This is a genomic window from Burkholderia sp. Ax-1719, from assembly GCF_011753055.1.
Lineage (GTDB): Bacteria > Pseudomonadota > Gammaproteobacteria > Burkholderiales > Burkholderiaceae > Paraburkholderia.
On sequence record NZ_VWWJ01000007.1, the window covers coordinates 18348 to 40975 of the forward strand.

Genomic DNA, 22628 nt, shown 5'->3' on the forward strand with positions numbered 1-22628 from the left:
GCGCCTTGTGCAAAGGCGTTTTCCACGTGGCGTGAAAAGCTTATGACAATCCGTGCGATAACCAACGCGCGCGAAATTGTTTGGCGGCAACGCGGGCACGCCCTAGCATCGCCCCATCTTTCACCACGTGACGGTCACACGGATATGAACAAGAACAAGAGAACACTGCTGGCATCGGGGCTGGCCTCCATCGCGCTGATCGCGGGCGCGGCACTGGTGCCGTTCGGCCAGTCCGCCGCAGCGGCGCAGCATACGGTGCGCGTGGGCATCATGTCGGGCGAGGACGAGGACGTCTGGCGCGTGGTCGCCGCCAACGCCGCGCAGCACGGCATCGACGTCAAGGTGACGACGTTCTCCGACTACACGCAGCCTAACGAAGCGCTTTCGCAACACGATCTGGACGCCAACTCGTTCCAGCACAAGCCGTATCTGGATGCGCAGATCAACGCGCGCCACTACGCCATCGTGCCCGTGGGCTTCACCTACGTGCAGCCGATCGGCCTGTATTCGCGCAAGCATCATTCGGTCGCCGAACTGCCGAGCGGCGCGACCATCGGCGTGCCGAACGATCCCAGCAACGAAGGCCGTTCGCTGTTGCTGCTGCAATCGTATGGGCTGATCAAGCTGCGCGACAACGTCGGTCTGCTGCCGACGGCTCGCGACATTGCAAGCAATCCGAAGCAGTTGAAGATCAAGGAGCTTGACGCCGGTATCGTCGGACGCGCCATCGGCGACCTGGACGCCGCCGTGGTCAATACCGACTGGGCCGTCAAGGCCGGCATCCGCATTCCTCAGGAACGCATTGCGCAGGAAAAGGTGGACGGCAGCCCGTATCGCAACTTTATCGCCGTCAACGAGAAAGACGCCAACGCGCCGTGGGTGCGCGATCTGGTCGCGAGCTATCAGCAGGCCAATGTCGCGCAGAAGATTCTGGCGGTTTATCACGGCACGACCCTGCCCGCCTGGAACGGCGCGCCTCAGCAATAACGCATCGGTCGCGGGCGTGGCCGCTTTCAGCGCGACTTCAGCGTGAAAGCGGCCACGGGTGTAACGTTGCGTTTCCAGCCGAACGCAAAGGAACGCCACCATGACCGCCGATGCCGCCAAAGCTAGCAAAACCGTCAAAATCCCCGGCCCCGACCATCCCATTACGATCGAGCGCAATCCGTCGCGCGTGGTCGTGAAAGTGGCGGGCAAGATCGTCGCCGATACGCGCCGCGCGCTGACGCTGCGCGAAGCCAGCTACCCCGGCGTGACCTACATCCCGCGCGAAGACGCCGACATGGCCCTGCTTGCGCGCACCGATCACAGCACCTACTGTCCCTACAAGGGCGACGCCTCTTACTACTCGATCGCGCCCGGTGGCGAGCGCTCGATCAACGCGATCTGGACCTACGAAGCGCCTTACGACGCCGTCGCACAGATCAAGTATCATCTGGCGTTTTATCCAGACCGCGTGGATTCGATCGAAGAACTGCCTGACTGAGCACGCACGCCGTTTATCGACGCGCGGTTCGCCCAGCAGCCGGCACGCCCAGAAGTAACGCCACGCCGCTCACCGCCAGCAACGCGGCGAGCGCGTAAAGCGCGTTATCCATGCTACCCGTGTGCGTCTTGATGAGACCGATTACCCACGGACTCACGATGCCGCTGGTGATGCCGATACTGCTGATTAGCGCGATGCCACCCGCCGCCGATTTGCCGGAAAGATACGCGGGCGGCACGGCCCAGAAAATCGGCAGCGCGGCAAAGATCAGCACGGCGGCGAGCGACAGAATCGCCATCATCGCGGCAAAGCTCGCCAGATGCAGCGTGAGCAAAGTCAGCGCGATGCCGCCGCCGATCGTGCAGGCCGCGAAATGCCAGCGGCGCTCGCCGCGACGGTCCGAGCGGCGCGCAATCAACATCAGCCCCACCGCGCCCACCGCGTTCGGAATCACCGTGTACAGGCTGATCGCGAGTACGTCATGCACGCCGAAGTCGCGGATCATCAGCGGCATCCAGAAGTTCAGCGTGAGCGAGGCGCAGGTCAGCGAAAAATAGATGAACGCGAACAGATAGACGCGCGGATTGCCCAACGCAGCGAGGAATGCGCGCGACGAATGCGCGTGCGGCTTGCTGTCGTGCGCGGTATCGCCATCGCGCTGGGCGATCAGATGCGCTTTTTCCGTATCGCTCAGCCAGCGCGCCTGCGCGGGGCCGTCCACGAGCTTGAACGCAGCCATCAGCCCGAGCAGCACGGCGGGCAGGCCTTCGATCGCAAACATCCAGCGCCAGCCTTCAAGCCCCATCGCGCCATTCAGATCGCGCATGATCCAGCCGGAAATCAGTCCGCCCAGCACGCCGGCCACGGCCACGCCCGCAAAAAAGATCGAGAACACCGCGGCGCGACGGCGCGGCGGGAACCAGTAGGTCAGATAAAGCACGATGCCGGGAAAGAAGCCCGCCTCGAACACGCCCAGCAGGAAACGCAGCGCGTAGAAGTGCGTGGGCGCATGCACGAACATCATGCAGGTTGAGGCGATGCCCCACAGCAGCATGATCCGCATGAAGGTGCGGCGAGCGCCGAAACGCGCCAGCAGCAAGTTGCTGGGCACTTCGCACAGCACGTAGCCGACGTAGAACACGGCCGCGCCCAGGCCGTACATCGCATCGCTGAAGCCAAGATCGTGCTTCATCTGCAATTGCGCGAAGCCAATGTTGATGCGGTCGAGAAACGACACGACGTAGCAGAGGAACAAAAACGGGATGACGCGCCAGGCGACCTTGCGATACAGCAGGTCATCGGCGGCATTCGACGCCTGGGCTGGCGCTGCGGTGGCGTTAAGGGCGAACGCAGACTCGGACGCAGAGTCCGTGACGATCGATTGAGGCATGAGCCTGTCTCCAAACCATGTGGTAGCGGCGTCTGATGCGCCTTTGTAACGACCCGGCCGATGAAGGCTCAGGTCGGCGACGGCAATCCTGACCCGCTTCGCACGACGATGCTGCGTTGCAGCATGCACCCATCCCGCTTGCCAGTCACTTTCTGACGACCGTGGGCGCATCATAGGAGTGGCATAAATTATTTGTCAATAGCAAATCATTTCGTCCAAAGTAAACGACGCAATTCCTGCGACGTGGCCCTGCTCGCGGCAGGCAGAGCGAAGGCGCGTCTATGCTTCGTCTGTTGGGCGTTTTAGCGCCTTTATCTCTCCCGGAGTCACCAATGAAAGCCATCAAGCTGATCGCGCCCGCCGGCCTGGACAACCTCAAGCTCGTCGATATGGCCGCGCCCGGCGAACCGCAGGCAGGCGAAATCCGCGTGCGCGTGCACGCCAGTTCGCTGAACTACCACGACCTGGGTGTCGTGCTCGGTCGCATGGGCGCAGCCGATGGGCGGATTCCGATGTCGGACGGCGCGGGCGTCGTCGAAGCCGTGGGACCGGACGTGACCGAATTCGCGGTGGGCGATCACGTGGTCTCGACGTTCTTCCCGCCCTGGCTGGACGGCGCGCCGACGATTCCCGACTTCTCCGCCACACCCGGTGACGGCGTGGACGGTTATGCGCGCGAAGCCGTGGTCGCACCGGCCACGGCCTTCACCCACAGCCCGCGCGGCTACACCCACGCCGAAGCGGCCACGCTCACGACAGCCGGTTTGACCGCGTGGCGCGCACTGGTGGTGGACGGCGCATTGAAGGCGGGCGAAACCGTGCTCGTGCTCGGCACGGGCGGCGTGTCGGTCTTCGCGCTGCAGTACGCGAAGGCGATGGGCGCGACGGTGATCGCCACCTCGTCCTCCGACGAAAAACTCGAACGCGCACGAAAGCTGGGCGCGGACCATCTGATCAACTATCGCCGCGAGCCCCAATGGTCGCGCCAGGTGCTCGAATACACCAACGGACGGGGCGTCGATCATGTGGTCGAAGTGGGCGGTCCCGGCACGCTCGAACAATCGATTCTGGCGACGCGCGTGGGCGGACACATCGCGCTGATCGGCGTGCTCACCGGCATCGAAGGCCCCGTACCGACTGGCACGATGATGCGGCGGCAACAGCGTCTACAGGGTTTGATCGTCGGCAGCCGGCAGCATCAGATCGATCTTGTGCGCGCCATCGACGCAACCGGCGTCAAGCCCGTGATCGACCGCTCGTTCCCGCTTGAAGCGATCGGAGACGCGTTCCGGCTGCAGCAGGCCGGTGGGCACTTCGGCAAGATCGTTCTGGAATACTGATCGATTAATCGTGAGTCGGAGGATAAACGCGTCAGCGCCGCGCGAATTGCTCGCGATATGCGGCGGGACTCGTTAGCGCAATGCGGCGGAAATGCCGCCTGAGCGATTCCTCCGAGCCAAAGCCCGCAAGATCCGCCACGCGATCCATCGGCAAGTCGGGCCGCGATTCCAGCAGATCGCGCGCAATGCTCACGCGCTCGCGCACGACCCAGGCGTACGGCCCCATGCCAGTCGCGTCGAGAAAATGCCGCTGCAGCGTGCGTGCGCTCATCGCCGCACGCTCCGCCAGCGACGCCACGCTATGTTCCATGCGCGGATTCTCGCGCACCCAGTCCATCAGCTTGGCAAGCGGGGCCGCCTCGTCGCGCGGCATCGGGCGCGGCACGAACTGCGCCTGACCGCCCTCGCGATGCGGCGGCACGACGAGCCGCTGCGCCACGCGGTTCGCCACCGCGCCGCCGTGGTCGCGGCGCACCAGATGCAGCAGCATGTCGATGCCCGCCGCGGAACCCGCCGAGGTCAGCACCTGACCTTCGTCGATATAAAGCGCGTCGGGCTCGACGTGCAGTTCGGGATAGCGCTGCTGCAGGCGCTGCGCGTAGCGCCAGTGCGTGGTCACGCGCTTGCCATCCAGCACGCCCGCCGCCGCCAGCACGAACACGCCGGAGCAGATCGAGCAGAGCCGCGCACCGCGTGCATGGGCCGCACGCAACTTCTTCAGCAAGGCCTCGGGCGGCGGTTCGTCCGGATCGCGCCAGCCCGGAATCACGATGGTCTGCGCGCGATCGAGCATCGCCAGCGTATAAGGCGCGGTTACGGTAATGCCGCCAGCGGCGCGTAACGGCCCGCGCTCGGCGGCGCAGACGGCGAAGCGATACCACGGCACATCGAGTTCGGGACGCTCCAGCGCGAACAGCTCGGTCACGCACCCGAATTCGAACGTGCAGAGACGGTCGTAGGCGAGCGCCACGACGAGATGCGCAAGATGGGCGGATTGGCGTGCAGGATCGGACATGGCGCGATGTTACCGGAGATTGGCAATCGCGCCACTGTCGCGCTTTCTGGGCGGGCACGAGAATGACAGCCATCGACACCACAACCAGGAGCCAGGCATGTCGTTCGTATCCGAAATCCCCGCCGCGCCGAGCGAAGACGCGCTCGCGCATTTCAGCGCGTTGCTGAAGTTCGAGACCGATTGCGCCGATGTCCACGCCGCGCTCGCAGCCGCCGCCCCGCCCGACTTCGTGCTGCTCGACGTGCGCGGGCCGGCGCTCTTCGCACGCGGCCATGTGCCGGGCGCGGTGAATCTGCCGCACGGCAAGATCGTGGAATCGAAGCTGGCCGGATATCCGCCTGAAACGCTATTCGTCACTTACTGCGCCGGCCCGCACTGCAACGGCGCGGTGCGCGGCGCGATCCGGCTGGCGAAACTCGGCCGCCCGGTCAAGATCATGACGGGCGGCATCACAGGATGGCTGGATGAGGCGTTTGAATTGAGCCAAAGCGCTGCGGCATAGAGCCAGTTGTCACGGTCAGTGCGGTCTGGTCCAGCTTGAAGCAACACCTGGAGCGTCGCCCCTTCAGGAAGACGGCGCCCGTTCTTGTTGCGCAGAAGGGGCAAACCGTCGGCGTGTGCGCGAAACGGTTCGAGGCTTTGCGATTTGGCGTCCGAGCCTGGCTGGGTGTTCGATTGCGCGGCGGTCTTGCTAAGGGAACGATTGCGGTGTGGCATGGGTGGCTCCGGGGTGGGCTCGGGAAAACAAGCCAGCTAAAAGCGCAATCCATATGCCGTCGAGCACCTGCGCCACCACTTGCCGAAGTTCTTCCCAGAAGACCCGCAGCGGCATGTCGTTTGCTCGTCTGAAATGCTCGCAAACTAGATCCGGAGAAAATATGTCGACGAATCGCAATCTCGCAAGCGTCCTCGGCGCCGCACTGCTTGTCTTGAGCGCCACTGGCGCTTTGACGTTCACCAGCGAAGCCTGTGCCCAGACGAACGGGGATTCTTCGGCCACACCGGCCACCCATGCAGATAAAAAAGCGGCGAAAGAGCAGTCTAAGGCTGACAAGAAAGCTGCCGTCGCCCAGGCCAAGGCCGACAAGGAAAAGACCGATGCTCAAGCGGACGCTGACAAGGAAAAGGCTGATGCGCGCGTGAAGGACGCGAAGGACCAATAAGGCGATCGCGTGGACACGTCTAGCCGCATCGGCCAGGCGTGTCCCTTGATCTCATTGCGTTCAACGCAATCTCACGACCGATTTAATTGGCAGTATCGAAATCGAATAACCCGGCCCATCAACGGGCCGCCCGGAAGCGGCCCGGAAGCGCCGTGTCGACTGACTTCAGTGGGGTGGCGAGAAATTTGCTTCAAGTCGGAGCCCACTCACCATGCTGGATCGTCATGCCGAGACATTCGTTCGCCACGCAACTGTTCGCGCTCTGGATTCTGGTTGCCATGCTTTGCGGCCTGCTGGCTGCATCAGTGTGGCTGGCCTTGTCGTCTGCGCTCGGCGAGCGCGTCGAATCCGCAAGGCAGCAGGCTGCGGCGGCGTGCGTGGCAGTCGCGTCCCGCTACGATGCGTCGATGCAGCGCCCCGGCGAAGCCAACATCGACCTCATGCACGCCGTGCTTGATCTTGTCCTGATCCGCACCGATGGAATCGAAGGCGGCTTCTGGACTCAAGAGGCAGCATCGGACACGCCGAACGGCTTCCTCGCTTACGCTTTTCCTACCTACGAAGGCAGCGGCGTCAAGCGCGACATCCCCGAAGCCGAAACCCCGCTCATTCTGCGCACGCTGCACAACGTGGCGGCGACCGGCCAGATGAAGGCCGACGACGTATCGAGCGGAGCGGACGCCGTGATTGCCGTGGCCTGCCCGGTCCCACACCATACCGGCCTGATTGCCTGGACGCTGACTCGGGCGCGACCGCCGCTTGGTCCTTACGGCGAGAAAGCAGCGACGATCCTCGCAAGCATCCTCGTTTTCATTGTCGTGCTGACCTCTTTACTCGCGCTCGCCTTCCGGCGCTGGAAGCGTAACCTGACGCGCCTCGAACGCGCGCTCGCGGCCAACGGCGCATTCGAGCAAGGCAAGCAACTTGAACTGCTCGGTGAACGCGACCTGGACCCTATCGTCGAAGCGCTCAACCGCTATGTCGAGCGCGCCGAACGACTGAAGCGCGAAGCGAGCGAGATGGCGCTTCAACTCGCGCGCGCCGAACGCTTCAGCGTGCTCGGGAAAATGGCCGCGCAAATCGCCCATGAGATCCGCAACCCTGCGGGCGCGATGCGCCTGAAGGCCGAGAATGCGCTTGCGGGCGACGAAGCGCGCCGCGAAGCCGCGTTGAAGATCATCATCGAGCAGGTTGGCCGCATAGAATCGCAGCTGACGAGTCTGCTCGCGCTGACGCAGCCCATTGCGCTCGATCCGCGCGAAGTCGATTTAGGCGCGTGGCTGGACAAAATCATTGTCGTGCATGAATCCCGTGCGGAGGACCGCCAGATCGAACTGCGCATCGAGTTCGATACCGCCGCGACACCGCCCGTTTTCGATCCCGCGCAGATGGCGCGCGCGCTCGACAATCTCATCGTCAACGCGCTGTCGCATGCGCCTTCGGGCGGCTTCGTGAAGGTCGCGGCGCGGCACACGCAAGCGGACGGCGGCGAGCGCCTTCGCTTCGAAGTCAGAGACAACGGCCCAGGCGTGAAGGCGAGTGAAAGAAAAGGCATCTTCGAGCCGTTTGTCACCGGCCGCCCGGATGGCTCGGGCCTTGGCCTTGCTGTCGTGCGCGAGATCGCCGAAGCGCACGGCGGCCAGGCGTTCCTTGCCGACGATCCGCATACCACGTGCTTTGTGATTGACCTGCCATGGCGACCATACTGATCATCGACGACGACGACGCCTTCCGTGAAGGCCTCGCGGAAACCGTGCAGGATCTTGGCCATGACGCGCTGGAGGCGCGTTCCGGCGAAGAGGCATTTGCTTTGCTGCGCGAGCGCGCCACGCCGGATTGCATCTTTCTCGACTTCCGGTTGCCCGGCGCGGACGGTCTCGCTGTCCTGCAGACGCTGCGCGAGGCAACGCAATCACGCGCCGTTCCCGTCGTGATGCTGACCGCACACGCGACGAGCGACAACACCATCGGCGCCATGCGCCTGGGCGCTTTTGAACACCTGACCAAACCCGTCGGACGCGACGAGATCATCGCCCTGCTCGAACGCATCCTGACCGTCCAGGCACGAGCGGCCGCCGCGAACACGTTCAGGGACGAGGTGAAAACGCATGAGCCGCGCCTGCTCGGCGTAAGCGAAACCATGCGCGACGTGCAAAAGCGCCTGGGCCGCGCGGCGGGGACCCACGCCACCGTGCTCATCACGGGTGAAACCGGCACCGGCAAGGAAGTCGCGGCTCAAGTGCTGCATCGCGCTTCGGCGCGCGCGAGCGGCCCCTTTGTTGCGGTGAACTGCGCGGCCGTGCCTGCTGATCTGCTGGAAAGCGAGCTATTTGGGCACGCCAGAGGCGCGTTTACGGGTGCCCACGGCGAGCGGCGCGGACGCATCGAAGAAGCGCACGGCGGCACGCTCTTTCTCGATGAGGTCGGCGACATGCCGCTCACCATGCAGGCCAAACTCCTGCGCGTGCTGCAGGAGCGCCAGATTACGCCGCTTGGGACCAACCGGGTCGTCGATGTAGACGTGCGCTTCGTCGCGGCAACCCATCGTGATCTCGCATCGATGGTGAATGCGGGGGACTTTCGCCAGGATCTGCTGTTTCGCCTCAACGTGATTCCGCTGCACATGCCGCCCTTGCGCGAACGTGTGGCCGATATCCTGCCGCTTGCCGAATACTTTCTCGCGACAACCTCTACCGATGCCGCGCGCAAACATCTCTCGGCGGACGCGCAGCGCCTTCTCGCCACGTTCAGCTGGCCAGGCAACGTCCGCGAACTTGCCAACGCGATCGAGCGCGCAGCCGCGCTCGCGCCGGGTTCGGTGCTGACGCGCGAAGACTTCGACTTCCTGAGCGCGGCGATTGGCTGCAAGGATCATCCGATACCTGCCAGTCTCCTTGAGCTTCCCCTCGCGCAAGCCGTGGCCCGGCTGGAACGTGCGCTCATCGCCCATGCGCTTGCTGCGGCCGGAGACAATCGCGCAGAAGCCGCCCGCAGGCTCGGCATCAGCCGCCAGTCGCTCTACACGCGGATGGCGGCACTTGGCATGGGAGACTCATCTGCCTGAGCGCATCGCTGTCACGAATCCGGACACATCCTGTCCGGTTTCTGGACATGTCGCCGTCCGTCCAGAGCCATAGAGGCCCGGAATACCGACCGCGCAGATATGGCATGGCCATTGCAGAACACTCCACGTCACGCGAAGGAGTGAATCATGCAATCGACCCGCTACCCGGCGCACGCAGTCGTGCTGCGCCACACAGCCGCAACGTGTCTCGCGAGCCTGCTCCTGGCGAGCGCCGGATGCGCGGCGCAGCCTCAACCTGAAGCAACACCGGTTCCCCCGCCACCGCCCAGCGCAGCTATTGCGCGTCCGCCGGGCGCAGCGCCGCTTGCACCGCTTGCACCACTACCCGGCCTTGCCACCGGAAGCACCGCACAGGTCACTGTCGCGCGCTTCCTGATCAATCCGGATGGCGACGTCGACGGCTTTCTGACCCGCGAAGGTCTGCTGATCCGGTTTCCACCGCACATGGGCGCCCAGCTTGCCGCGACGGTTCGCAAGGGCGACGCGGTACAGGTGAGTGGCTGGCGAAACTCAGAGGCGAGCCTTGACGCCCAACGCATCACCGATACAAGAAGCGGCGAGCAACTCGTCGATCAACCGCCTGCACCTGATGCGGCTGCGCGCCCGATGCCGCGCGAACTGCGTGGCGCGGGCCTGTCCCCGATGGATGCACAGGGGCAGGTTGCGTATGTGACCAGCGCGCCGCGCGGCGAGCCCGACGGCGTCATCCTCTCGGACGGCACGGTGATCAAGCTCACGCCTCCCATCGCCCAGCAGTACCCCGCACTGGTCAGAACGGGCGCGACAGTCGCAGCCAGAGGTTACGGAACGCGCAACCAGTACGGCGCGGCCTTGCAGGCAACAGCATTCGGCTCGCCTGGCAACCTCTCCCCGCTCTACGACCGTCTTCCACCCGCGCCCTGAGCGCGCCTTCTGACAAATCCCAGCCATTCACCAAGGAGAAACGCAATGCATTGGATCGACCCTGAGAGCCTTCCTGAAATCCGCGGGAAAGTCGTGCGCTTCCTGTTGAACCCGCACGGCGAAATCGACGGCTTTGTGCTCGATTCGCAGCAGGTTCACTTTCCTCCCCATCTCGCGAACAAGCTGGCTCGGCACGTGGCAACGGGCGAGGTCGTCCGGGTCCGCGGAGTGAAACCTCGCGGCGCCAACATGCTTGCCGCAGTGTCTCTCTCGACCCAAAGCGGCGTGTTGATTCTCGACGAAGGTCCGCACCATGACGGGCAGAGGCCTCCGAAGCCGCACATTGAGCGCAAACCCATGGAAGCATCCGGCAAAGTTGTGCTTTCCCTGTTCGGCCCGAAAGGCGAACTGCGCGGTGCCTTGCTCGACGATGGCACGTCGTTGCGCATGCCGCCGCACGCGGCCGCCGAACTGGCCAGCTATCTGGCGCCCGGCGCGCATGTCCAGGCGTGGGGACGCGGCGTCAGGAACAGACATGGGCGCACGATCGAAGTCGACGAGATCGCTGAACTCGTCGACGCGCCGTTGCCAGCCTGACGCGGTGAGCGCCCCGTGAACCCGCACTATGCGCTGGAAGCGCTGAACTTCTTCATGGCCGATGTGCAGGCTGGCATCGGCCCGTTTCTCGGCGTGTTTTTGCAGGCGCAGGGCTGGCACCCGCAGGCAATCGGTACGGTCATGACGGTGGGCGGCATTGCCGGCATGCTCGCGACATCGCCCGCTGGCGCGCTGATCGACGCGACGCATCACAAACGCGGCGTCATCGTCGTCGCCGGAGTGATGACAACGCTTGCAGCGCTCGCGCTCTGGATATCGCACAGCTACTGGATGGTCGCTGCTTCGCAGATTTTTACCGCCGTGACTGGCGCGGCGCTGGGGCCCGCGGTCGCGGGCGTGACGCTTGGCATCGTGCGTGAAGCAGGCTTCGACCGGCAGTTCGGCCGCAACCAGGTGGCCAACCATGCGGGCAACGTCGTCGGCGCGGCGCTTTCGGGCTGGCTCGGATGGAAATACGGATTCGGTGCGGTGTTCGTGCTTACCGGCGTTTTTGGCGTGATGACGGTCATCTCGACGCTGCTGATCCGTCGCAGCGCGATCGATCATGACAGTGCGCGCGGCTCAGGGCCGTCGTCGCCGACAGCGCATGAGCCAGCGAGCGGGTTTCGCGTGCTGTTGACCTGCCGCCCGTTGCTCCTGCTTGCCTTGTCGCTGGCGATATTCCATCTGGGCAATGCCGCAATGCTTCCGCTTTATGGGCTCGCCGTGGTCTCCGCCCATCAGGGAGACCCGAACGCCTTCACCGCCGCGACGATCGTCATCGCGCAACTCGTCATGCTGATTGCCGCATGTTTCGCGAACCGCCTGATTCAACGCATCGGCTACTGGGGCGTCATCCTGATCACCTTTCTCGCGCTGCCCGTGCGCGGAGTCGTCGCGGCGATGTTTATCGCTGCATGGGGCGTGTGGCCGGTTCAGGCGCTTGACGGAATTGGCGCGGGCCTGCAAAGCGTCGCGGTGCCGGCATTGGTCGTGCGATTGCTGCAGGGTACGGGGCGCGTCAACGTTGGCCAGGGCGTCGTCATGACCCTGCAAGCGATGGGCGCGGCGCTTAGCCCTGCACTCGGCGGCATGCTGGCCCAGCATTTTGGCTACGCAACCGCCTTTCTTGCGCTGGGCGCCGTATCGACCGGTTCGCTCGCGCTCTGGATTTTCTGTGGTTCGACGCTCAAGAAAGCCTGCGGCAGTCACTGCGACAACACGAACGATACGCCTCTGACAACATGAATCCTGTTCTGCTCTCCTGGAGCATTGCCTTCGCCGCCACTGCCGGCGTCATCCTGCGCCCATTTCGCTGGCCCGAAGCGATCTGGGCAGTCGCCGGCGCGCTGACACTCGTCATGCTCGGACTGCTTCCTGCCAGCCTCGCGTGGCAGGCAATTGGCAAGGGCGCGGACGTCTACCTTTTCCTGATCGGCATGATGCTGCTTTCGGAACTCGGTCGTCGCGAAGGGCTGTTCGACTGGATCGCGGTGCTCGCCGTCAACCATGCGCGCGGTTCACCCCGGCGGCTGTTTTTTCTGGTGTACGTGGTGGGCGTCGTGGTGACGACTTTCCTGTCGAACGATGCGGCGGCTGTCGTCCTCACCCCGGCGGTGTTCGCCGCTGCGAAAAAAGCCCAGACGAAACCGTTACCGCTGTTGTATGTGTGCGCATTCATCGCCAACGCGGCGAGCTTCGTGCTGCCGATCTCGAATCCCGCCAACCTGGTGCTCTACGCGAATCACACACCAGCCCTGAGTCTGTGGATCAGCCGGTTTGCGCTGCCTTCCGTGCTGTCGATCGCCGCAACGTTTGTCGCGCTGCGCTGGACACAGCGCGACGACCTCAAAGGGAAGTGTGCGCGTGGCCGGACAGTGGAGAGACTGAGCACGAATGGCAAGATAACGCTGGCAGGCATCGGTGTGACGGCGGTCACCCTGCTCGTCGTATCGGCTCTGGACCTGCAACTGGGATTGCCCACCGCCATTCTTGGCACGGTTACCGCTGCGGTGACCCTGATCCGCGAGCGTCAATCTCCCGTCGAACTCGTGAGAGCAATCTCCTGGAGCGTGCTTCCGCTTGTCGCTGGCCTGTTTGTGCTGGTCGAGATGCTGGATCATACGGGCGTGATTGGCGGGCTCTCGCATCTGCTTGCGCTGGCGACCCGGCAGAACGCACCGGCGACGGCGGCGGTGTCGGGCCTGGCTGTGGCGCTAGGGAGCAACGCGATCAACAACCTGCCTGCCGGACTCATTGCAAGCGCGAGCGCCTTTCAGGCGCACAGTCCGGAGCGCGTCATTGACGCCCTGCTGATTGGCGTCGATCTGGGTCCCAATTTCTCGATCACCGGCTCGCTCGCCACCATCCTCTGGCTCACCGCAGTTCGCCGCGAAGGCGAGGAAGTCAGTTTCATGCAGTTTTTCAGGATCGGCTTTATCGTCATGCTGCCGGCGCTCACGCTGGCGCTGTGGGCAAGGCTCATTGCCTGAGCCTGAAGTGCATGGCAGGACTAGAATCGCAAGCCATACCCATCACCGAAGGTATTGCCCAACCATGATCACCTGCACGCTGCGCTACGTCATCGACCCTTATCGTCTTGCCGAATTCGAAGCCTACGCAAAGAGGTGGATTCCGCTCGTCGAGCGCTTCGGCGGCCAGCATCATGGCTATTTTCTGCCCAGCGAAGGCGCGAACAATATCGCGCTCGCCCTGTTTTCGTTCCCGAGCCTGGCCGCCTACGAAACCTACCGCGAGCAATCCCGGCATGACGCCGACTGCCAGGCTGCCTTCCGTTACGCGGACGAGACCCGCTGTATCGTGAGTTATGAACGCAGTTTCATGCGCCCCGTATTCGGGTAGGATGCGCATAGCGCGCCGCACGGACCGCGGCGCGCCTCAACTCCTCACCTTGCACCCGACATGCAACAAGGCACTCCGGCCACCGCCGCCAGCTTTGCCAGTATGGGCGTCGATCTGCTCGACTTTTTCGACGTCACGCCCACGTCCCTGTGGCTCGAAGACTACAGTCTGCTGCGCGCCCTGTTCGAGCGCTGGCGCGAAGCCGGCGTGACCGATATCCGCACCTGGCTCGAAGACGATCCGCGCCGCGTGGCCGAATGTTCGGCGTGCATCCGCGTGCTCAAGGTGAACCGGCATACGCTCGCGCTCTATGGCGCGCGCAGTCATGAGGAACTCACCGCTCATCTCGCCGAAGTCCTGCGCGACGATATGTTCCAGGCGCACGTGGGCGAACTCGAACAGATGTGGCAAGGCAGCGCCACGTTTGAAAGCAAGAGTGTGAATTACACGCTCGGCGGCCGCCGCATGGATATATTGCTGCGCGGTGTGATCCTGCCGGGCCACGAAAACGACTGGAGCCGCGTGCTCGTTTCGATCGAGGATGTCTCCGCGCTTGAAGAGGCGCGTCATCGGGCGGCGGCGAGCGAACAGTATGCGCTCGGCGTTTTCGAGCATGCGCCGGTGTCGCTGTGGGTCGAGAATTTTTCGGCGATCCGCGATTTGCTCGACGAAGTGCGCATGCAGGGCATCGTCGATTTCCGTACCTTCACCGACGTGCACCCCGAGTTTGTCGAGCGTTGCATGAGCGAGATTCAGGTGATCGACGTCAATCACTACACGCTTGGCATGTATCGCGCGCCCGACAAAGCCACGCTGCTCGCGCGCCTGCCGCAGGTTTTCCGCGACGAAATGCGCCCGCATTTTCGCGAGCAGTTGCTCGATCTGTGGGAAGGCCGCCTGTTCCAGCAACGCGAAGTCATCAATTACGCGCTCGACGGCAGCGAACTCAACGTCCATCTGCAGTTCTCGGTCTTCCCGGGTCACGAGGAACGCTGGGATCTCGTGCTCCTCGCCCTGACCGACATCACGGCGCGCAAGAAAGCCGAGGCTTACCTCGAATTCCTGGGCAAGCACGACGTGCTTACCAAGCTCAAGAATCGCTCGTTCTATGTCGATGAGGTGAACCGCCTGCAGCGCAAGGGACCGTTCCCGGTCAGCGCGATCGTGCTGGATATGGACAACCTGAAGACCGTCAACGACCAGTTGGGCCACGCCTCCGGCGACGCATTGCTGCGACGTGCGGGCGAAGTGCTGGCGAAGGCGATCCAGAAGCCCTATCAGGCCGCGCGCATTGGCGGCGACGAATTCGCGGTGCTGATGCCCGGCGCCGACGCGCGCGATGCGGAAATCGTCGCGGATAGCATCGGCAAGCTGGTCGAGTTGAACAACCAGTTCTATGGCGGCCCGCGTCTGAGCTTTTCGCTGGGCTGGGCAAGCTGCGAGGAAGGCGAAAGCGTGGAAGGCATGCTGCGTACCGCGGACGCGGCCATGTACGAGGCCAAGCGTCGCCGTAACGAACTCACGCGCAATGGCGCGGCGGCGTCGGAACAGCTCGCGACGTCGCGCAAGGATGATCTCTAAGCCGTTGTTTCGGACAACGGATATTTCGCCGATGTAAACGGCAACCGGGAGCGCAACGCAATGCGTTCCGCTCCCGGAGTGTGATGCACCCTACCGCCGCGCATGCGCAGCCGAAACCGCGCAGTGGGCGTACATCGGATCAAACGCAACGAAAGCGCAAAACGCCTGCGTTACATCATGAACCGCGCACGCGCCGCGCGGCGGCGGCCAGCATCACGACGCGTTGACGGCGTCCTTGAAGGCCTTACCGGCCGTGAACTTGACCGTCTTGGCCGCAGCGATCTGGATTTCCGCGCCCGTGGCCGGGTTGCGGCCGACGCGTGCTGCGCGCTGGCCGGTCGAGAACGAACCGAAGCCGACGAGCTGCACGGAATCGCCCGACGTGACCGCCTTGGTGACCACTTCGAGGATCGCGTCGATTGCCGCGCCCGTGGCTGCCTTGGTCTCGCCCGTGCTTGCGGCGACTGCGTCAATGAGTTCCTGTTTGTTCATCTGCTACCTGTGTTGAGTTGAGAAAACCTGCATACCCTACCTCACGCGGGCAAAACAGGCAAATCGCGTTGCATATCGAAACGTAAGGCACACGGGGCTTACAGACGCCCCGGGCATGCAGGAACGATTCATGCAAGGCGATTTTCTCAGCTAAATAGTGTCTATTTCGCGTATTTTTACAAAAACCAACGATATTCGCGTGCGGCAATAGCGTTCATAAAATCGAGGTGGTCCTGCCGTTTATTTTCGCAATAGACCATCACAAAGTCCTCGCCGAGCGCCTCGCGCACCCCGGCGTGGCTGCGCATGGCGGCCACCGCCGAAAGCATATCGCCCGGAAAATCGACCCCGCTCGCACGGTTTTCGTTGAGCGGCGCGATCGGTTCGCGGCCCGCGTCGAGTCCATATTCGATCCCGGCAAGGATGGCGGCGAGCACTAGATAGGGGTTGGCGTCGGCGCCTGCGAGACGATGCTCGATGCGCAGATTCGCCTCGTCCGACTCCGGAATGCGGATACAGGCGTCGCGATCTTCGAAGCCCCAGCTCGCCCGGCTGGCCGCGTTGACCATCGCGCCGTAGCGCCGGAATGCGTTGTGATTCGCGGCGAAAACCGGCATGCAGTGCGGCAGCAGCGCCAGGCACCCCGCCACGGCGTGACGCAGAGCGCGCCGCTCGTGCGCCGCCAGCACATTGCGGCCCGCCTCGTCGTAGAGACTGACGTGGACGTGCATGCCGCTGCCCGGCGCGTCGAGCCAGGGCTTCGACATAAAGCTCGCGCGGTAACCGTGCCGCGTCGCCACGCCGCGCGTGCTGCGACAGAATAGCGCCGACCAGTCGGCCGCGCGCAATGCGTCTTCGCAATGGCCAAAGTTGATTTCGAACTGGCCGGGGCCCAGTTCGGCGGTCATGACCGTTGCGTCGACACCCTGTTCGCGCGCCGCCTCGACCATCTCGTGCAGCACCGGCGCGAAGCGCGAGAGCCGTTCGATATGCATGTTCGGCTGATCGTCGGGATCGTCGCACAGCGGGTCGCGTGCGTGCTGCGGCAGGCCCTCGCGCAGCTTCGCGTCGAACAGATAGAACTCCAGCTCGAAGGCGACCACCGGCTTAAGACCGCGCCGCGCGAAACGCTCCAGCACGCGCGCCAGCACTTCGCGCGGCTCGAAAGCGATCGGTGCGGCCGTGCCGTCCGAGGTGATGAGCATCTGCGCGAGCGGCTGCTGCTCCCAGCGCACCCGTTTGAGCGTGCCGGGCACGAGACGGCGCGCGGCGTCGGGATCGCCATCATGGAAGCAGTATTCGCCGATCGGATACACGCCGCCCTGCGCGCCCAGCAGGATACAGTTCTGCGGCAGCTTGAGCATGGCTCCGGCCGCGACTTTTTCCAGCATGCCGATGGGGTAACGCTTGCCGTAGAAATGGCCCGGCAGATCGAGGCAGATCAGATCGACATACTGCACATCGGGATGGGCCGCGCGAAAAGCGCGTACTTCGCTCAGGAGGTCGGGGGCGACGCTGGTTGCGAATTCAGTCATGGGTTCAGTCACGGGTTGGGTCGCGAAAGCGGTCACGGCAAGATCCTTGTTGGCGCAAGCTGGAATTTTAGTTTGGAATGCGAAACAACCGGAAAGCACGCATGCCTTTAAAAAGCATGCAGAAACGTCAGGTGAAGACCCAAAGCACGCGCGCGGGCTGCTCAGCGAGATTCGCGTAACTGAAGCGGCAGCGCGAAGGCAACTGGAAACTGTCGCCGGCCTTGAGCGTAACGGGTTCACCATCACTGTCGAGCCAGATCGTCAGCTCGCCATCGAGCACGAAACCGCCCTGTTCGTCGCTATCGTCGACGGGACGCTCGCCGCTCGTCGCGCCCGGTTCCAGCAGACTTTCGAGCATCGAAAAACCCGACGACATACTCGGCGACACCAGCACATCCGTGATGCCGCCACCGTAATAAAGCGTGCGGCGCTCAGCCGGCCGCGTCACCCACGGCAGCGCGCGCGGCTTGCTCACGCTGTAAAAGTAGGTCGTAGGCGTCTGCAACGCCTCGCCGATGGCGGTGAGATCGGCAACAGTCGGCCGCGACAACCCGCGCTCGACCTGCGAAAGAAATCCCACCGAACGCCCGATGCGCTGCGCCAGCTCCGAAAGCGTCACCTTCTTGTGCTTGCGCAGATCGCGTATCAGGATCGCGAGCCCTTCGATCTCTTCCTGCCTGTCCATACCGGTTTCTCCCCTCTAAACGACGTCGCGCAGGCGATACCAGAGCTTGCCGAGCGCTTCGAGCGGCGCGGCCAGGGCATCGCCGCCCGGAAAACGCGGATTATGGATGGCCTCGTAGTGCGAGAGCAAGCGTGTATCGCCGAGGATCGCATCGGTCACCGCGCGCGCCGCGGCGAGCGTCGGCAACACGCCGTGACCGGAGAAACCTTGCAGCCAGTAGCGCCCGCGCGCGTGCCCCACGTCGGGCGTGCGGCGAATGCTGATGTCGATGTGACCACCCCACGCATGCTCGAATTCGATGCCGCGCAGTTGCGGAAACGCGCGCTCCAGACTCGGACGGATCGCCGTCCGGATGTCTTTCGGGATGCCGCCCAGATAGGTGCAGGCGCCGCCGAACAGCAGCCGGTGATCGGGGCTCAGACGGAAATAGTCGGGGACGAACTGATTGTCGATCACGCAACTATTGCGCGGCAGCAGTGCGCGGGCGAGCGCGGGATCGAGCGGCGCGGTCGCCACCTGATACGTGCCGACGGGCAGCACGCGGCGCGCCAGTTCGCTGTCGAGCCGATCGATATAGGCGTTGCAGGCGAGCACCAGCGTATCTGCGCGAATCGATCCATTCGCCGTGTTCGCGATAAAACCGGATGGCGTTTCGCGCCACTTGAGCACGCGGGTCTGCTCGAAGATGCGGCCGCCCGCGCGCTCGATGGCGGCGGCGATGCCGAGCGCAAGCTTGAGCGGATTCAGATGACCCGCTTCGGGATCGTAGAGCGCAGCGCGATAGCGCGCGCTGCCGATCCAGCCGGGCATGTCCTGCTGCGGAATCACGCGCAGCGCGTCGTAGCCCCATTTCTGCGCGGCATCGTCGCGTGCCTCGTCGAGCAGCGCGACGCGATTGCGTTTCACCGCGGCCCACAGACTGCCGGGCCGGTAATCGATATCGAAGCCATGACGCTGCGGCAACTCGCGCACCTCGCGCGCGGCCCAGCGCATGCTGCCCCAGAGTTCACGGGCGCGCTCGACGCCCAGCGAATGTTCGAGCGGCCCCATATCGCACGACCAGCCCAACAACGCCTGGCCGCCGTTGCGTCCCGATGCCGCCCAGGCCACCCTGCTCGCTTCCACCACCACGACGCGCTTGCCGGCCAGCGCGAGACGCAAGGCCGTATGCAACCCGCTGAATCCCGCGCCGACAATCAGGACGTCCGCATCACAATCCTCTTCCAGCGCAGCGCGCGCGGGCGCGGCGGCAGGCAGGGTGCGGGCGTAGTAGCTCTCTACGTGCTGGGTCGACTCGACGAACATGGCGGCATCCGTGAAATTTTATCGGCTTAATTTCATGAAAAATTAGCACGACAATTTCACGGACACAAGCGGGGGTTTCCTGAGCGCCCTTTCTAGCTCATCGTTGCGCGGCTGCGGCGCGCTTCGCCCACTCACGCACATAAGCCGGTTCACCGCCCGGCGGCAGGTCGCCGTCGCGCTCGGGCGCAAGCGGCAACAGCGCCATCGGCAATACGCCGGCCCAAACCGGGCGATCGAGATCTTCTTCGTCGTCCGAGACACCATGCGCGCGCACTTTCGCGACCGCTTCGTCGAGCGGCAGGCGCAGCACCTTGGTCGCGGCCAGTTCGTTGCGATTGCCCTCGCGCGCTTCGTGCACACGACCGGGCGCGATGTGCTCCATGAACGCGTCGAGCACGGCGCTCTTGTGTTCATCCGCGACGACTTCGAACACGCCGTAGATCATCGCCGATCGATAGTTCATCGAGTGATTGAACGCCGAGCGCGCGAGCACGAGGCCGTCGATGTGCGTCACGGTCACGCAGACCTGCGCGCCTTGAGCGGCGAGCTTGAGCATGCGGCTGCCGTTGGAGCCGTGGATGTAGAGATGATTGCCCTCGCGCCAGCATGCGGTGGGAATACAATGGACGCCCTGGTCATCAGCGAACGCGACGTGGCAGACGTAGGCTGCATCGAGAATCGCATGCAGCGTGGCGGGATCGTAGTTGGCGCGCTCGGCGGCGCGGCGCACACGCGTGCGCGACGACGGCGCGCCCTGGGTTGCGACGGAATCGACAGAGTCGGTATCGTTGTTGTCGCTCTCGGACATCCTCGGCTTCTCCTGTTTCAAAGTGGGGAAAGCCGATTACGTTAGCGAAGTGGTGGCTCCAACGGTAGACCCAACATACTGCGAAGATATAGAGCCACGATGCGTCGCGGATATGATGGGGTCACAGTCAGTCTTGCGCCGACTTTTTGCGCATAACACGCAATGGCCTGGCCGCACCGTCAGTCGCTCGCGCGGCGCGTCGTGGCGTGCGACGTGCAGCCGGGGCGCTATTCGCGGAGGCTGCCGTATTTGCCTTGCTGCGCAATGTTTCCAGTTCTTCGGCCTGCATGGCGTGGGCTGTGCGCAACGCATCCAGACGCCCTTCCAGTATTCCCGCCTGATGTCGCAGATCGCCCAACTGGCTTTGCAGCGACTGCGATTCGGTGCGCGCGGTCTCTTCGGCACGCGATGCGCGTTTGGTCGCCGCCTCCAGATCGCGTTGCAGACGCGTGTTGGCGGTGCGTTCGCGTTCGATTTCGAGCAACGCACGCTTTTCCGCCGCCTGAAGCCGCGTTTCCGCGAGTTCGGCGCCCGCGCGTAGCTTGTCGAGTTCAGCGGCAAAGTCGGCGCGCGCCTGGACGAGCGCGGCGTCGCGGTCCCGGCCGGTTTGCTCAAGGCTGGCAATTTGCCCTTCCAACGCGGCGCGGGTGGCCTCGCCCGCTGCCTGCGCCTGCTCCAGTTCGTGGATGCGCACCTGCGCGGCGAGCAACGCCGAGGTCCGTTGTTCCAGCGCCGTTTCCGTGCGCGCGAGATCGTTCTGCAAGGCCGCAACGCTTGCCTCGGCTTCGCGCCGCGCTTCTTCGACTTCGACTCGCAGCGAGTCCAGCGACGCCTGCGCCGCTGCCGTCGCGCGCGTCCATAGCGCGGCAACCAGTTCGCCTGCCGCACCCTGCAACTCTTCAGGCAGATCCGCATGTTCGATACGCACGCGGCTCTTTTCGCGCAATTCCGCCCAGAACTCGGAGAGAACCGCCGTGGGCGTGCCCATGCTGCCGCGCCGTACTAACTGATAGAGGCGGTTGGCGGTTGGCGTCACGCCAAAGCGGAAGAACAGCAGGGCGCACACTTCCCGATACAACTCGCGTGTCTTGGGAAATTCGATCTTGAGGCGCTCGATTTCGGCGGTGATGCGGACTTCGTCTGGAGCGGCGTCGGACATGCTGGTTCTCAATGCGTTCAGTCCGTAAATATTACAACGTAAACCGTCAATTTTCTACCTTTAAAGTCTAATATTTAGACATTACTTTTATAATGTTCGTATTAAAGACGCGTAATACCTGAGTGATCGTGCTTAGCGCCTGAAATTAGCGATTCGAGGGAGTGTTGCGAAGCTCGCCGGGCGCGAGCCGCCAGAAAGAAACTACGCGATCAGCCCTGCTCTGCGCGAGCCAGCCGCTCTCCAAGTGCGCCGATCTCAGAATCGGAAAACACTTCGATTCCGTGAGCACGCAGCAAGGCCGCCGTCACCCCTGCCCCTGCATGGCGCTGCGCGGAAAAACTGCCGTCGTAAATGAACCGGCTGCCACACGATGGGCTGCCGTCGATGAGCAAGGCAAAGCGGCAATCGTGCTCGCGCGCCGCGACAAGAGCCGCCTGCGCCCCCGCGACGAACAAGGCCGTCACATCGGCGCCATGCAGGTCGACCACGCGCGCGTGACCGGCAAGCACCGCATCACCCGCCTGCGCCTGCGCGATTTCCGCCGCCGGGCGTGGCACAGCAAAGCCCCCCATCAATTCGGGGCAAACGGACACGATGCGCCCTTCGCGCTGCCACGCATCGAGCAGCGGATGCGCGAGCGTCTTCGCCGCACCGTTGTATCGAACCGGGCTGCCGAGCAGACACGCACTGACCAGAATCTTGTGAATCATCGGAATCGAGGGAAAGCGAACAACGCGAAACGGTCACTGATCCTTCGCAGCGCGCACCAGTGCTTCGGAGAGTTTGTCGAAATGACGCAGCGCGGCGGGCGTAAGCTCAACCTGCTTGCGGCGCGCGTCCTCGGTATCGCCCAGGCGGATCCAGCCTTTCTCGCGCATCGACGTCAGCCGCGCATGCAGCGTGGCCGGCGAACCCAGTTCGCTCTTGCCCATGATGTCCCGCACGGAAAGACGCTCGTGCGTCTGACCGACGCGCGCCACCAGTTCGAGGATGCGCTGTTCAAGCGGATCGAGCGCCGGCAGCGCGGGCAAGCCGCGCAGCGCATCCGCCAATTGCAGGAAACGGAAGTAGATATCAGCAGGGCGCGTCATGGTGAGGAAGTCGCATATCGTCGACTGCAGTCCTTCCCACGCACGTCGCGCGCATGGGAACGCGAGGCATTCTACCGCGCCGATAAACGCACCACTGCTTTTGCATCGGGGATCTGGCGCCATGATCCCGG

General features: G+C 63.9%; 23 protein-coding genes. 13 read left to right on the forward strand and 10 right to left on the reverse strand.

Features of this window, described 5'->3' with window-relative positions:
- Window positions 1-144 precede the first annotated feature (144 nt).
- The gene (locus F3J17_RS15100; RefSeq protein WP_167059800.1) at window positions 145-987 is read left to right on the forward strand and encodes a MetQ/NlpA family lipoprotein; all 843 of its coding nucleotides are present in this window, start codon (window positions 145-147) and stop codon (window positions 985-987) included.
- A 100-nt stretch (window positions 988-1087) separates the two neighbouring features.
- Window positions 1088-1486, forward strand: a complete 399-nt coding sequence (locus F3J17_RS15105) for a DUF427 domain-containing protein (protein ID WP_167059803.1) — start codon at window positions 1088-1090, stop codon at window positions 1484-1486.
- A gap of 13 nt (window positions 1487-1499) precedes the next feature.
- Here the strand turns inward: F3J17_RS15105 and F3J17_RS15110 are convergent, their stop codons facing one another.
- Window positions 1500-2876 carry an MFS transporter gene (locus F3J17_RS15110; protein WP_167059806.1) on the reverse strand — a complete coding sequence of 459 codons (1377 nt, stop codon included), beginning with the start codon at window positions 2874-2876 and terminating at the stop codon, window positions 1500-1502.
- 332 nt (window positions 2877-3208) lie between these two features.
- Between F3J17_RS15110 and F3J17_RS15115 the strand changes: the two genes are divergently transcribed.
- A complete protein-coding gene (locus F3J17_RS15115; RefSeq protein WP_167059809.1) occupies window positions 3209-4216 on the forward strand; it encodes an NAD(P)-dependent alcohol dehydrogenase in 1008 nt (335 codons plus the stop codon).
- A gap of 31 nt (window positions 4217-4247) precedes the next feature.
- Here F3J17_RS15115 and ftrA read toward each other — a convergent pair whose 3' ends face one another.
- A complete protein-coding gene (ftrA, locus tag F3J17_RS15120) occupies window positions 4248-5231 on the reverse strand; it encodes a transcriptional regulator FtrA (RefSeq protein ID WP_167059812.1) in 984 nt (327 codons plus the stop codon).
- 97 nt (window positions 5232-5328) lie between these two features.
- Between ftrA and F3J17_RS15125 the strand changes: the two genes are divergently transcribed.
- The 10 genes from F3J17_RS15125 (at window position 5329) to F3J17_RS15170 (ending at window position 15422) form a co-directional block, all read left to right on the forward strand.
- Complete coding sequence (locus F3J17_RS15125; RefSeq protein WP_167059815.1) at window positions 5329-5733, forward strand: rhodanese-like domain-containing protein; 405 nt, start codon at window positions 5329-5331, stop codon at window positions 5731-5733.
- A gap of 376 nt (window positions 5734-6109) precedes the next feature.
- Window positions 6110-6394 carry a hypothetical protein gene (locus F3J17_RS15130; protein WP_167059818.1) on the forward strand — a complete coding sequence of 95 codons (285 nt, stop codon included), beginning with the start codon at window positions 6110-6112 and terminating at the stop codon, window positions 6392-6394.
- A gap of 224 nt (window positions 6395-6618) precedes the next feature.
- On the forward strand, window positions 6619-8103 hold the full coding sequence (locus F3J17_RS15135; RefSeq protein ID WP_167059821.1) for a HAMP domain-containing sensor histidine kinase: 1485 nt from the start codon (window positions 6619-6621) through the stop codon (window positions 8101-8103).
- Complete coding sequence (locus tag F3J17_RS15140) at window positions 8088-9458, forward strand: sigma-54 dependent transcriptional regulator (RefSeq protein ID WP_167059824.1); 1371 nt, start codon at window positions 8088-8090, stop codon at window positions 9456-9458. Before F3J17_RS15135 ends, F3J17_RS15140 begins: the two co-directional genes overlap by 16 nt.
- Window positions 9459-9605: 147 nt before the next feature.
- Window positions 9606-10382: a hypothetical protein gene (locus tag F3J17_RS15145; protein WP_167059827.1), complete on the forward strand. Its 777-nt coding sequence runs from the start codon at window positions 9606-9608 to the stop codon at window positions 10380-10382.
- A gap of 45 nt (window positions 10383-10427) precedes the next feature.
- Window positions 10428-10979 (forward strand): hypothetical protein, encoded by a 552-nt coding sequence (locus tag F3J17_RS15150; protein WP_167059830.1) that lies wholly within the window; start codon window positions 10428-10430, stop codon window positions 10977-10979.
- A 15-nt stretch (window positions 10980-10994) separates the two neighbouring features.
- Window positions 10995-12227, forward strand: coding sequence for an MFS transporter (locus F3J17_RS15155; RefSeq protein ID WP_167059833.1), 1233 nt, complete (start codon window positions 10995-10997; stop codon window positions 12225-12227).
- Window positions 12224-13471: an arsenic transporter gene (locus F3J17_RS15160; protein ID WP_167059836.1), complete on the forward strand. Its 1248-nt coding sequence runs from the start codon at window positions 12224-12226 to the stop codon at window positions 13469-13471. Before F3J17_RS15155 ends, F3J17_RS15160 begins: the two co-directional genes overlap by 4 nt.
- A 64-nt stretch (window positions 13472-13535) precedes the next feature.
- Complete coding sequence (locus F3J17_RS15165) at window positions 13536-13841, forward strand: NIPSNAP family protein (protein WP_167059839.1); 306 nt, start codon at window positions 13536-13538, stop codon at window positions 13839-13841.
- A gap of 102 nt (window positions 13842-13943) precedes the next feature.
- The gene (locus F3J17_RS15170) at window positions 13944-15422 is read left to right on the forward strand and encodes a GGDEF domain-containing protein (protein WP_167060469.1); all 1479 of its coding nucleotides are present in this window, start codon (window positions 13944-13946) and stop codon (window positions 15420-15422) included.
- 213 nt (window positions 15423-15635) lie between these two features.
- On the opposite strand, the gene F3J17_RS15175 is transcribed toward F3J17_RS15170, so the two are convergent.
- The 8 genes from F3J17_RS15175 to F3J17_RS15210 form a co-directional block, all read right to left on the reverse strand.
- The gene (locus F3J17_RS15175; protein ID WP_027818693.1) at window positions 15636-15914 is read right to left on the reverse strand and encodes an HU family DNA-binding protein; all 279 of its coding nucleotides are present in this window, start codon (window positions 15912-15914) and stop codon (window positions 15636-15638) included.
- Window positions 15915-16090: 176 nt separating this feature from the next.
- Window positions 16091-17449, reverse strand: coding sequence for a glutamine synthetase family protein (locus tag F3J17_RS15180; RefSeq protein ID WP_167059842.1), 1359 nt, complete (start codon window positions 17447-17449; stop codon window positions 16091-16093).
- 127 nt (window positions 17450-17576) lie between these two features.
- On the reverse strand, window positions 17577-18134 hold the full coding sequence (locus F3J17_RS15185; protein WP_167059845.1) for an XRE family transcriptional regulator: 558 nt from the start codon (window positions 18132-18134) through the stop codon (window positions 17577-17579).
- A 15-nt stretch (window positions 18135-18149) separates the two neighbouring features.
- Complete coding sequence (locus F3J17_RS15190; protein ID WP_167059847.1) at window positions 18150-19439, reverse strand: FAD-binding oxidoreductase; 1290 nt, start codon at window positions 19437-19439, stop codon at window positions 18150-18152.
- Window positions 19440-19536: 97 nt separating this feature from the next.
- Window positions 19537-20247, reverse strand: coding sequence for a pyridoxamine 5'-phosphate oxidase family protein (locus F3J17_RS15195; RefSeq protein WP_167059850.1), 711 nt, complete (start codon window positions 20245-20247; stop codon window positions 19537-19539).
- 127 nt (window positions 20248-20374) lie between these two features.
- Window positions 20375-21406: a DNA-binding protein gene (locus tag F3J17_RS15200; RefSeq protein WP_167059853.1), complete on the reverse strand. Its 1032-nt coding sequence runs from the start codon at window positions 21404-21406 to the stop codon at window positions 20375-20377.
- Window positions 21407-21615: 209 nt separating this feature from the next.
- Window positions 21616-22116 carry a DUF523 domain-containing protein gene (locus F3J17_RS15205; protein WP_167059856.1) on the reverse strand — a complete coding sequence of 167 codons (501 nt, stop codon included), beginning with the start codon at window positions 22114-22116 and terminating at the stop codon, window positions 21616-21618.
- 33 nt (window positions 22117-22149) lie between these two features.
- The gene (locus F3J17_RS15210; RefSeq protein WP_167059859.1) at window positions 22150-22497 is read right to left on the reverse strand and encodes a winged helix-turn-helix domain-containing protein; all 348 of its coding nucleotides are present in this window, start codon (window positions 22495-22497) and stop codon (window positions 22150-22152) included.
- Between the last annotated feature and the right edge of the window lie 131 nt (window positions 22498-22628).

Excerpts from the sequence above, each read along its gene's own strand:
- F3J17_RS15100 (WP_167059800.1), top strand. The coding sequence starts at position 145 with ATGAACAAGAACAAGAGAACACTGCTGGCATCGGGGCTGGCCTCCATC.
- F3J17_RS15105 (WP_167059803.1), top strand. The coding sequence starts at position 1,088 with ATGACCGCCGATGCCGCCAAAGCTAGCAAAACCGTCAAAATCCCCGGC.
- F3J17_RS15110 (WP_167059806.1), bottom strand. The coding sequence starts at position 2,876 with ATGCCTCAATCGATCGTCACGGACTCTGCGTCCGAGTCTGCGTTCGCC.
- F3J17_RS15115 (WP_167059809.1), top strand. The coding sequence starts at position 3,209 with ATGAAAGCCATCAAGCTGATCGCGCCCGCCGGCCTGGACAACCTCAAG.
- ftrA (WP_167059812.1), bottom strand. The coding sequence starts at position 5,231 with ATGTCCGATCCTGCACGCCAATCCGCCCATCTTGCGCATCTCGTCGTG.
- F3J17_RS15125 (WP_167059815.1), top strand. The coding sequence starts at position 5,329 with ATGTCGTTCGTATCCGAAATCCCCGCCGCGCCGAGCGAAGACGCGCTC.
- F3J17_RS15130 (WP_167059818.1), top strand. The coding sequence starts at position 6,110 with ATGTCGACGAATCGCAATCTCGCAAGCGTCCTCGGCGCCGCACTGCTT.
- F3J17_RS15135 (WP_167059821.1), top strand. The coding sequence starts at position 6,619 with ATGCCGAGACATTCGTTCGCCACGCAACTGTTCGCGCTCTGGATTCTG.
- F3J17_RS15140 (WP_167059824.1), top strand. The coding sequence starts at position 8,088 with ATGGCGACCATACTGATCATCGACGACGACGACGCCTTCCGTGAAGGC.
- F3J17_RS15145 (WP_167059827.1), top strand. The coding sequence starts at position 9,606 with ATGCAATCGACCCGCTACCCGGCGCACGCAGTCGTGCTGCGCCACACA.
- F3J17_RS15150 (WP_167059830.1), top strand. The coding sequence starts at position 10,428 with ATGCATTGGATCGACCCTGAGAGCCTTCCTGAAATCCGCGGGAAAGTC.
- F3J17_RS15160 (WP_167059836.1), top strand. The coding sequence starts at position 12,224 with ATGAATCCTGTTCTGCTCTCCTGGAGCATTGCCTTCGCCGCCACTGCC.
- F3J17_RS15165 (WP_167059839.1), top strand. The coding sequence starts at position 13,536 with ATGATCACCTGCACGCTGCGCTACGTCATCGACCCTTATCGTCTTGCC.
- F3J17_RS15170 (WP_167060469.1), top strand. The coding sequence starts at position 13,944 with ATGGGCGTCGATCTGCTCGACTTTTTCGACGTCACGCCCACGTCCCTG.
- F3J17_RS15175 (WP_027818693.1), bottom strand. The coding sequence starts at position 15,914 with ATGAACAAACAGGAACTCATTGACGCAGTCGCCGCAAGCACGGGCGAG.
- F3J17_RS15180 (WP_167059842.1), bottom strand. The coding sequence starts at position 17,449 with ATGACTGAATTCGCAACCAGCGTCGCCCCCGACCTCCTGAGCGAAGTA.
- F3J17_RS15185 (WP_167059845.1), bottom strand. The coding sequence starts at position 18,134 with ATGGACAGGCAGGAAGAGATCGAAGGGCTCGCGATCCTGATACGCGAT.
- F3J17_RS15190 (WP_167059847.1), bottom strand. The coding sequence starts at position 19,439 with ATGTTCGTCGAGTCGACCCAGCACGTAGAGAGCTACTACGCCCGCACC.
- F3J17_RS15195 (WP_167059850.1), bottom strand. The coding sequence starts at position 20,247 with ATGTCCGAGAGCGACAACAACGATACCGACTCTGTCGATTCCGTCGCA.
- F3J17_RS15200 (WP_167059853.1), bottom strand. The coding sequence starts at position 21,406 with ATGTCCGACGCCGCTCCAGACGAAGTCCGCATCACCGCCGAAATCGAG.
- F3J17_RS15205 (WP_167059856.1), bottom strand. The coding sequence starts at position 22,116 with ATGATTCACAAGATTCTGGTCAGTGCGTGTCTGCTCGGCAGCCCGGTT.
- F3J17_RS15210 (WP_167059859.1), bottom strand. The coding sequence starts at position 22,497 with ATGACGCGCCCTGCTGATATCTACTTCCGTTTCCTGCAATTGGCGGAT.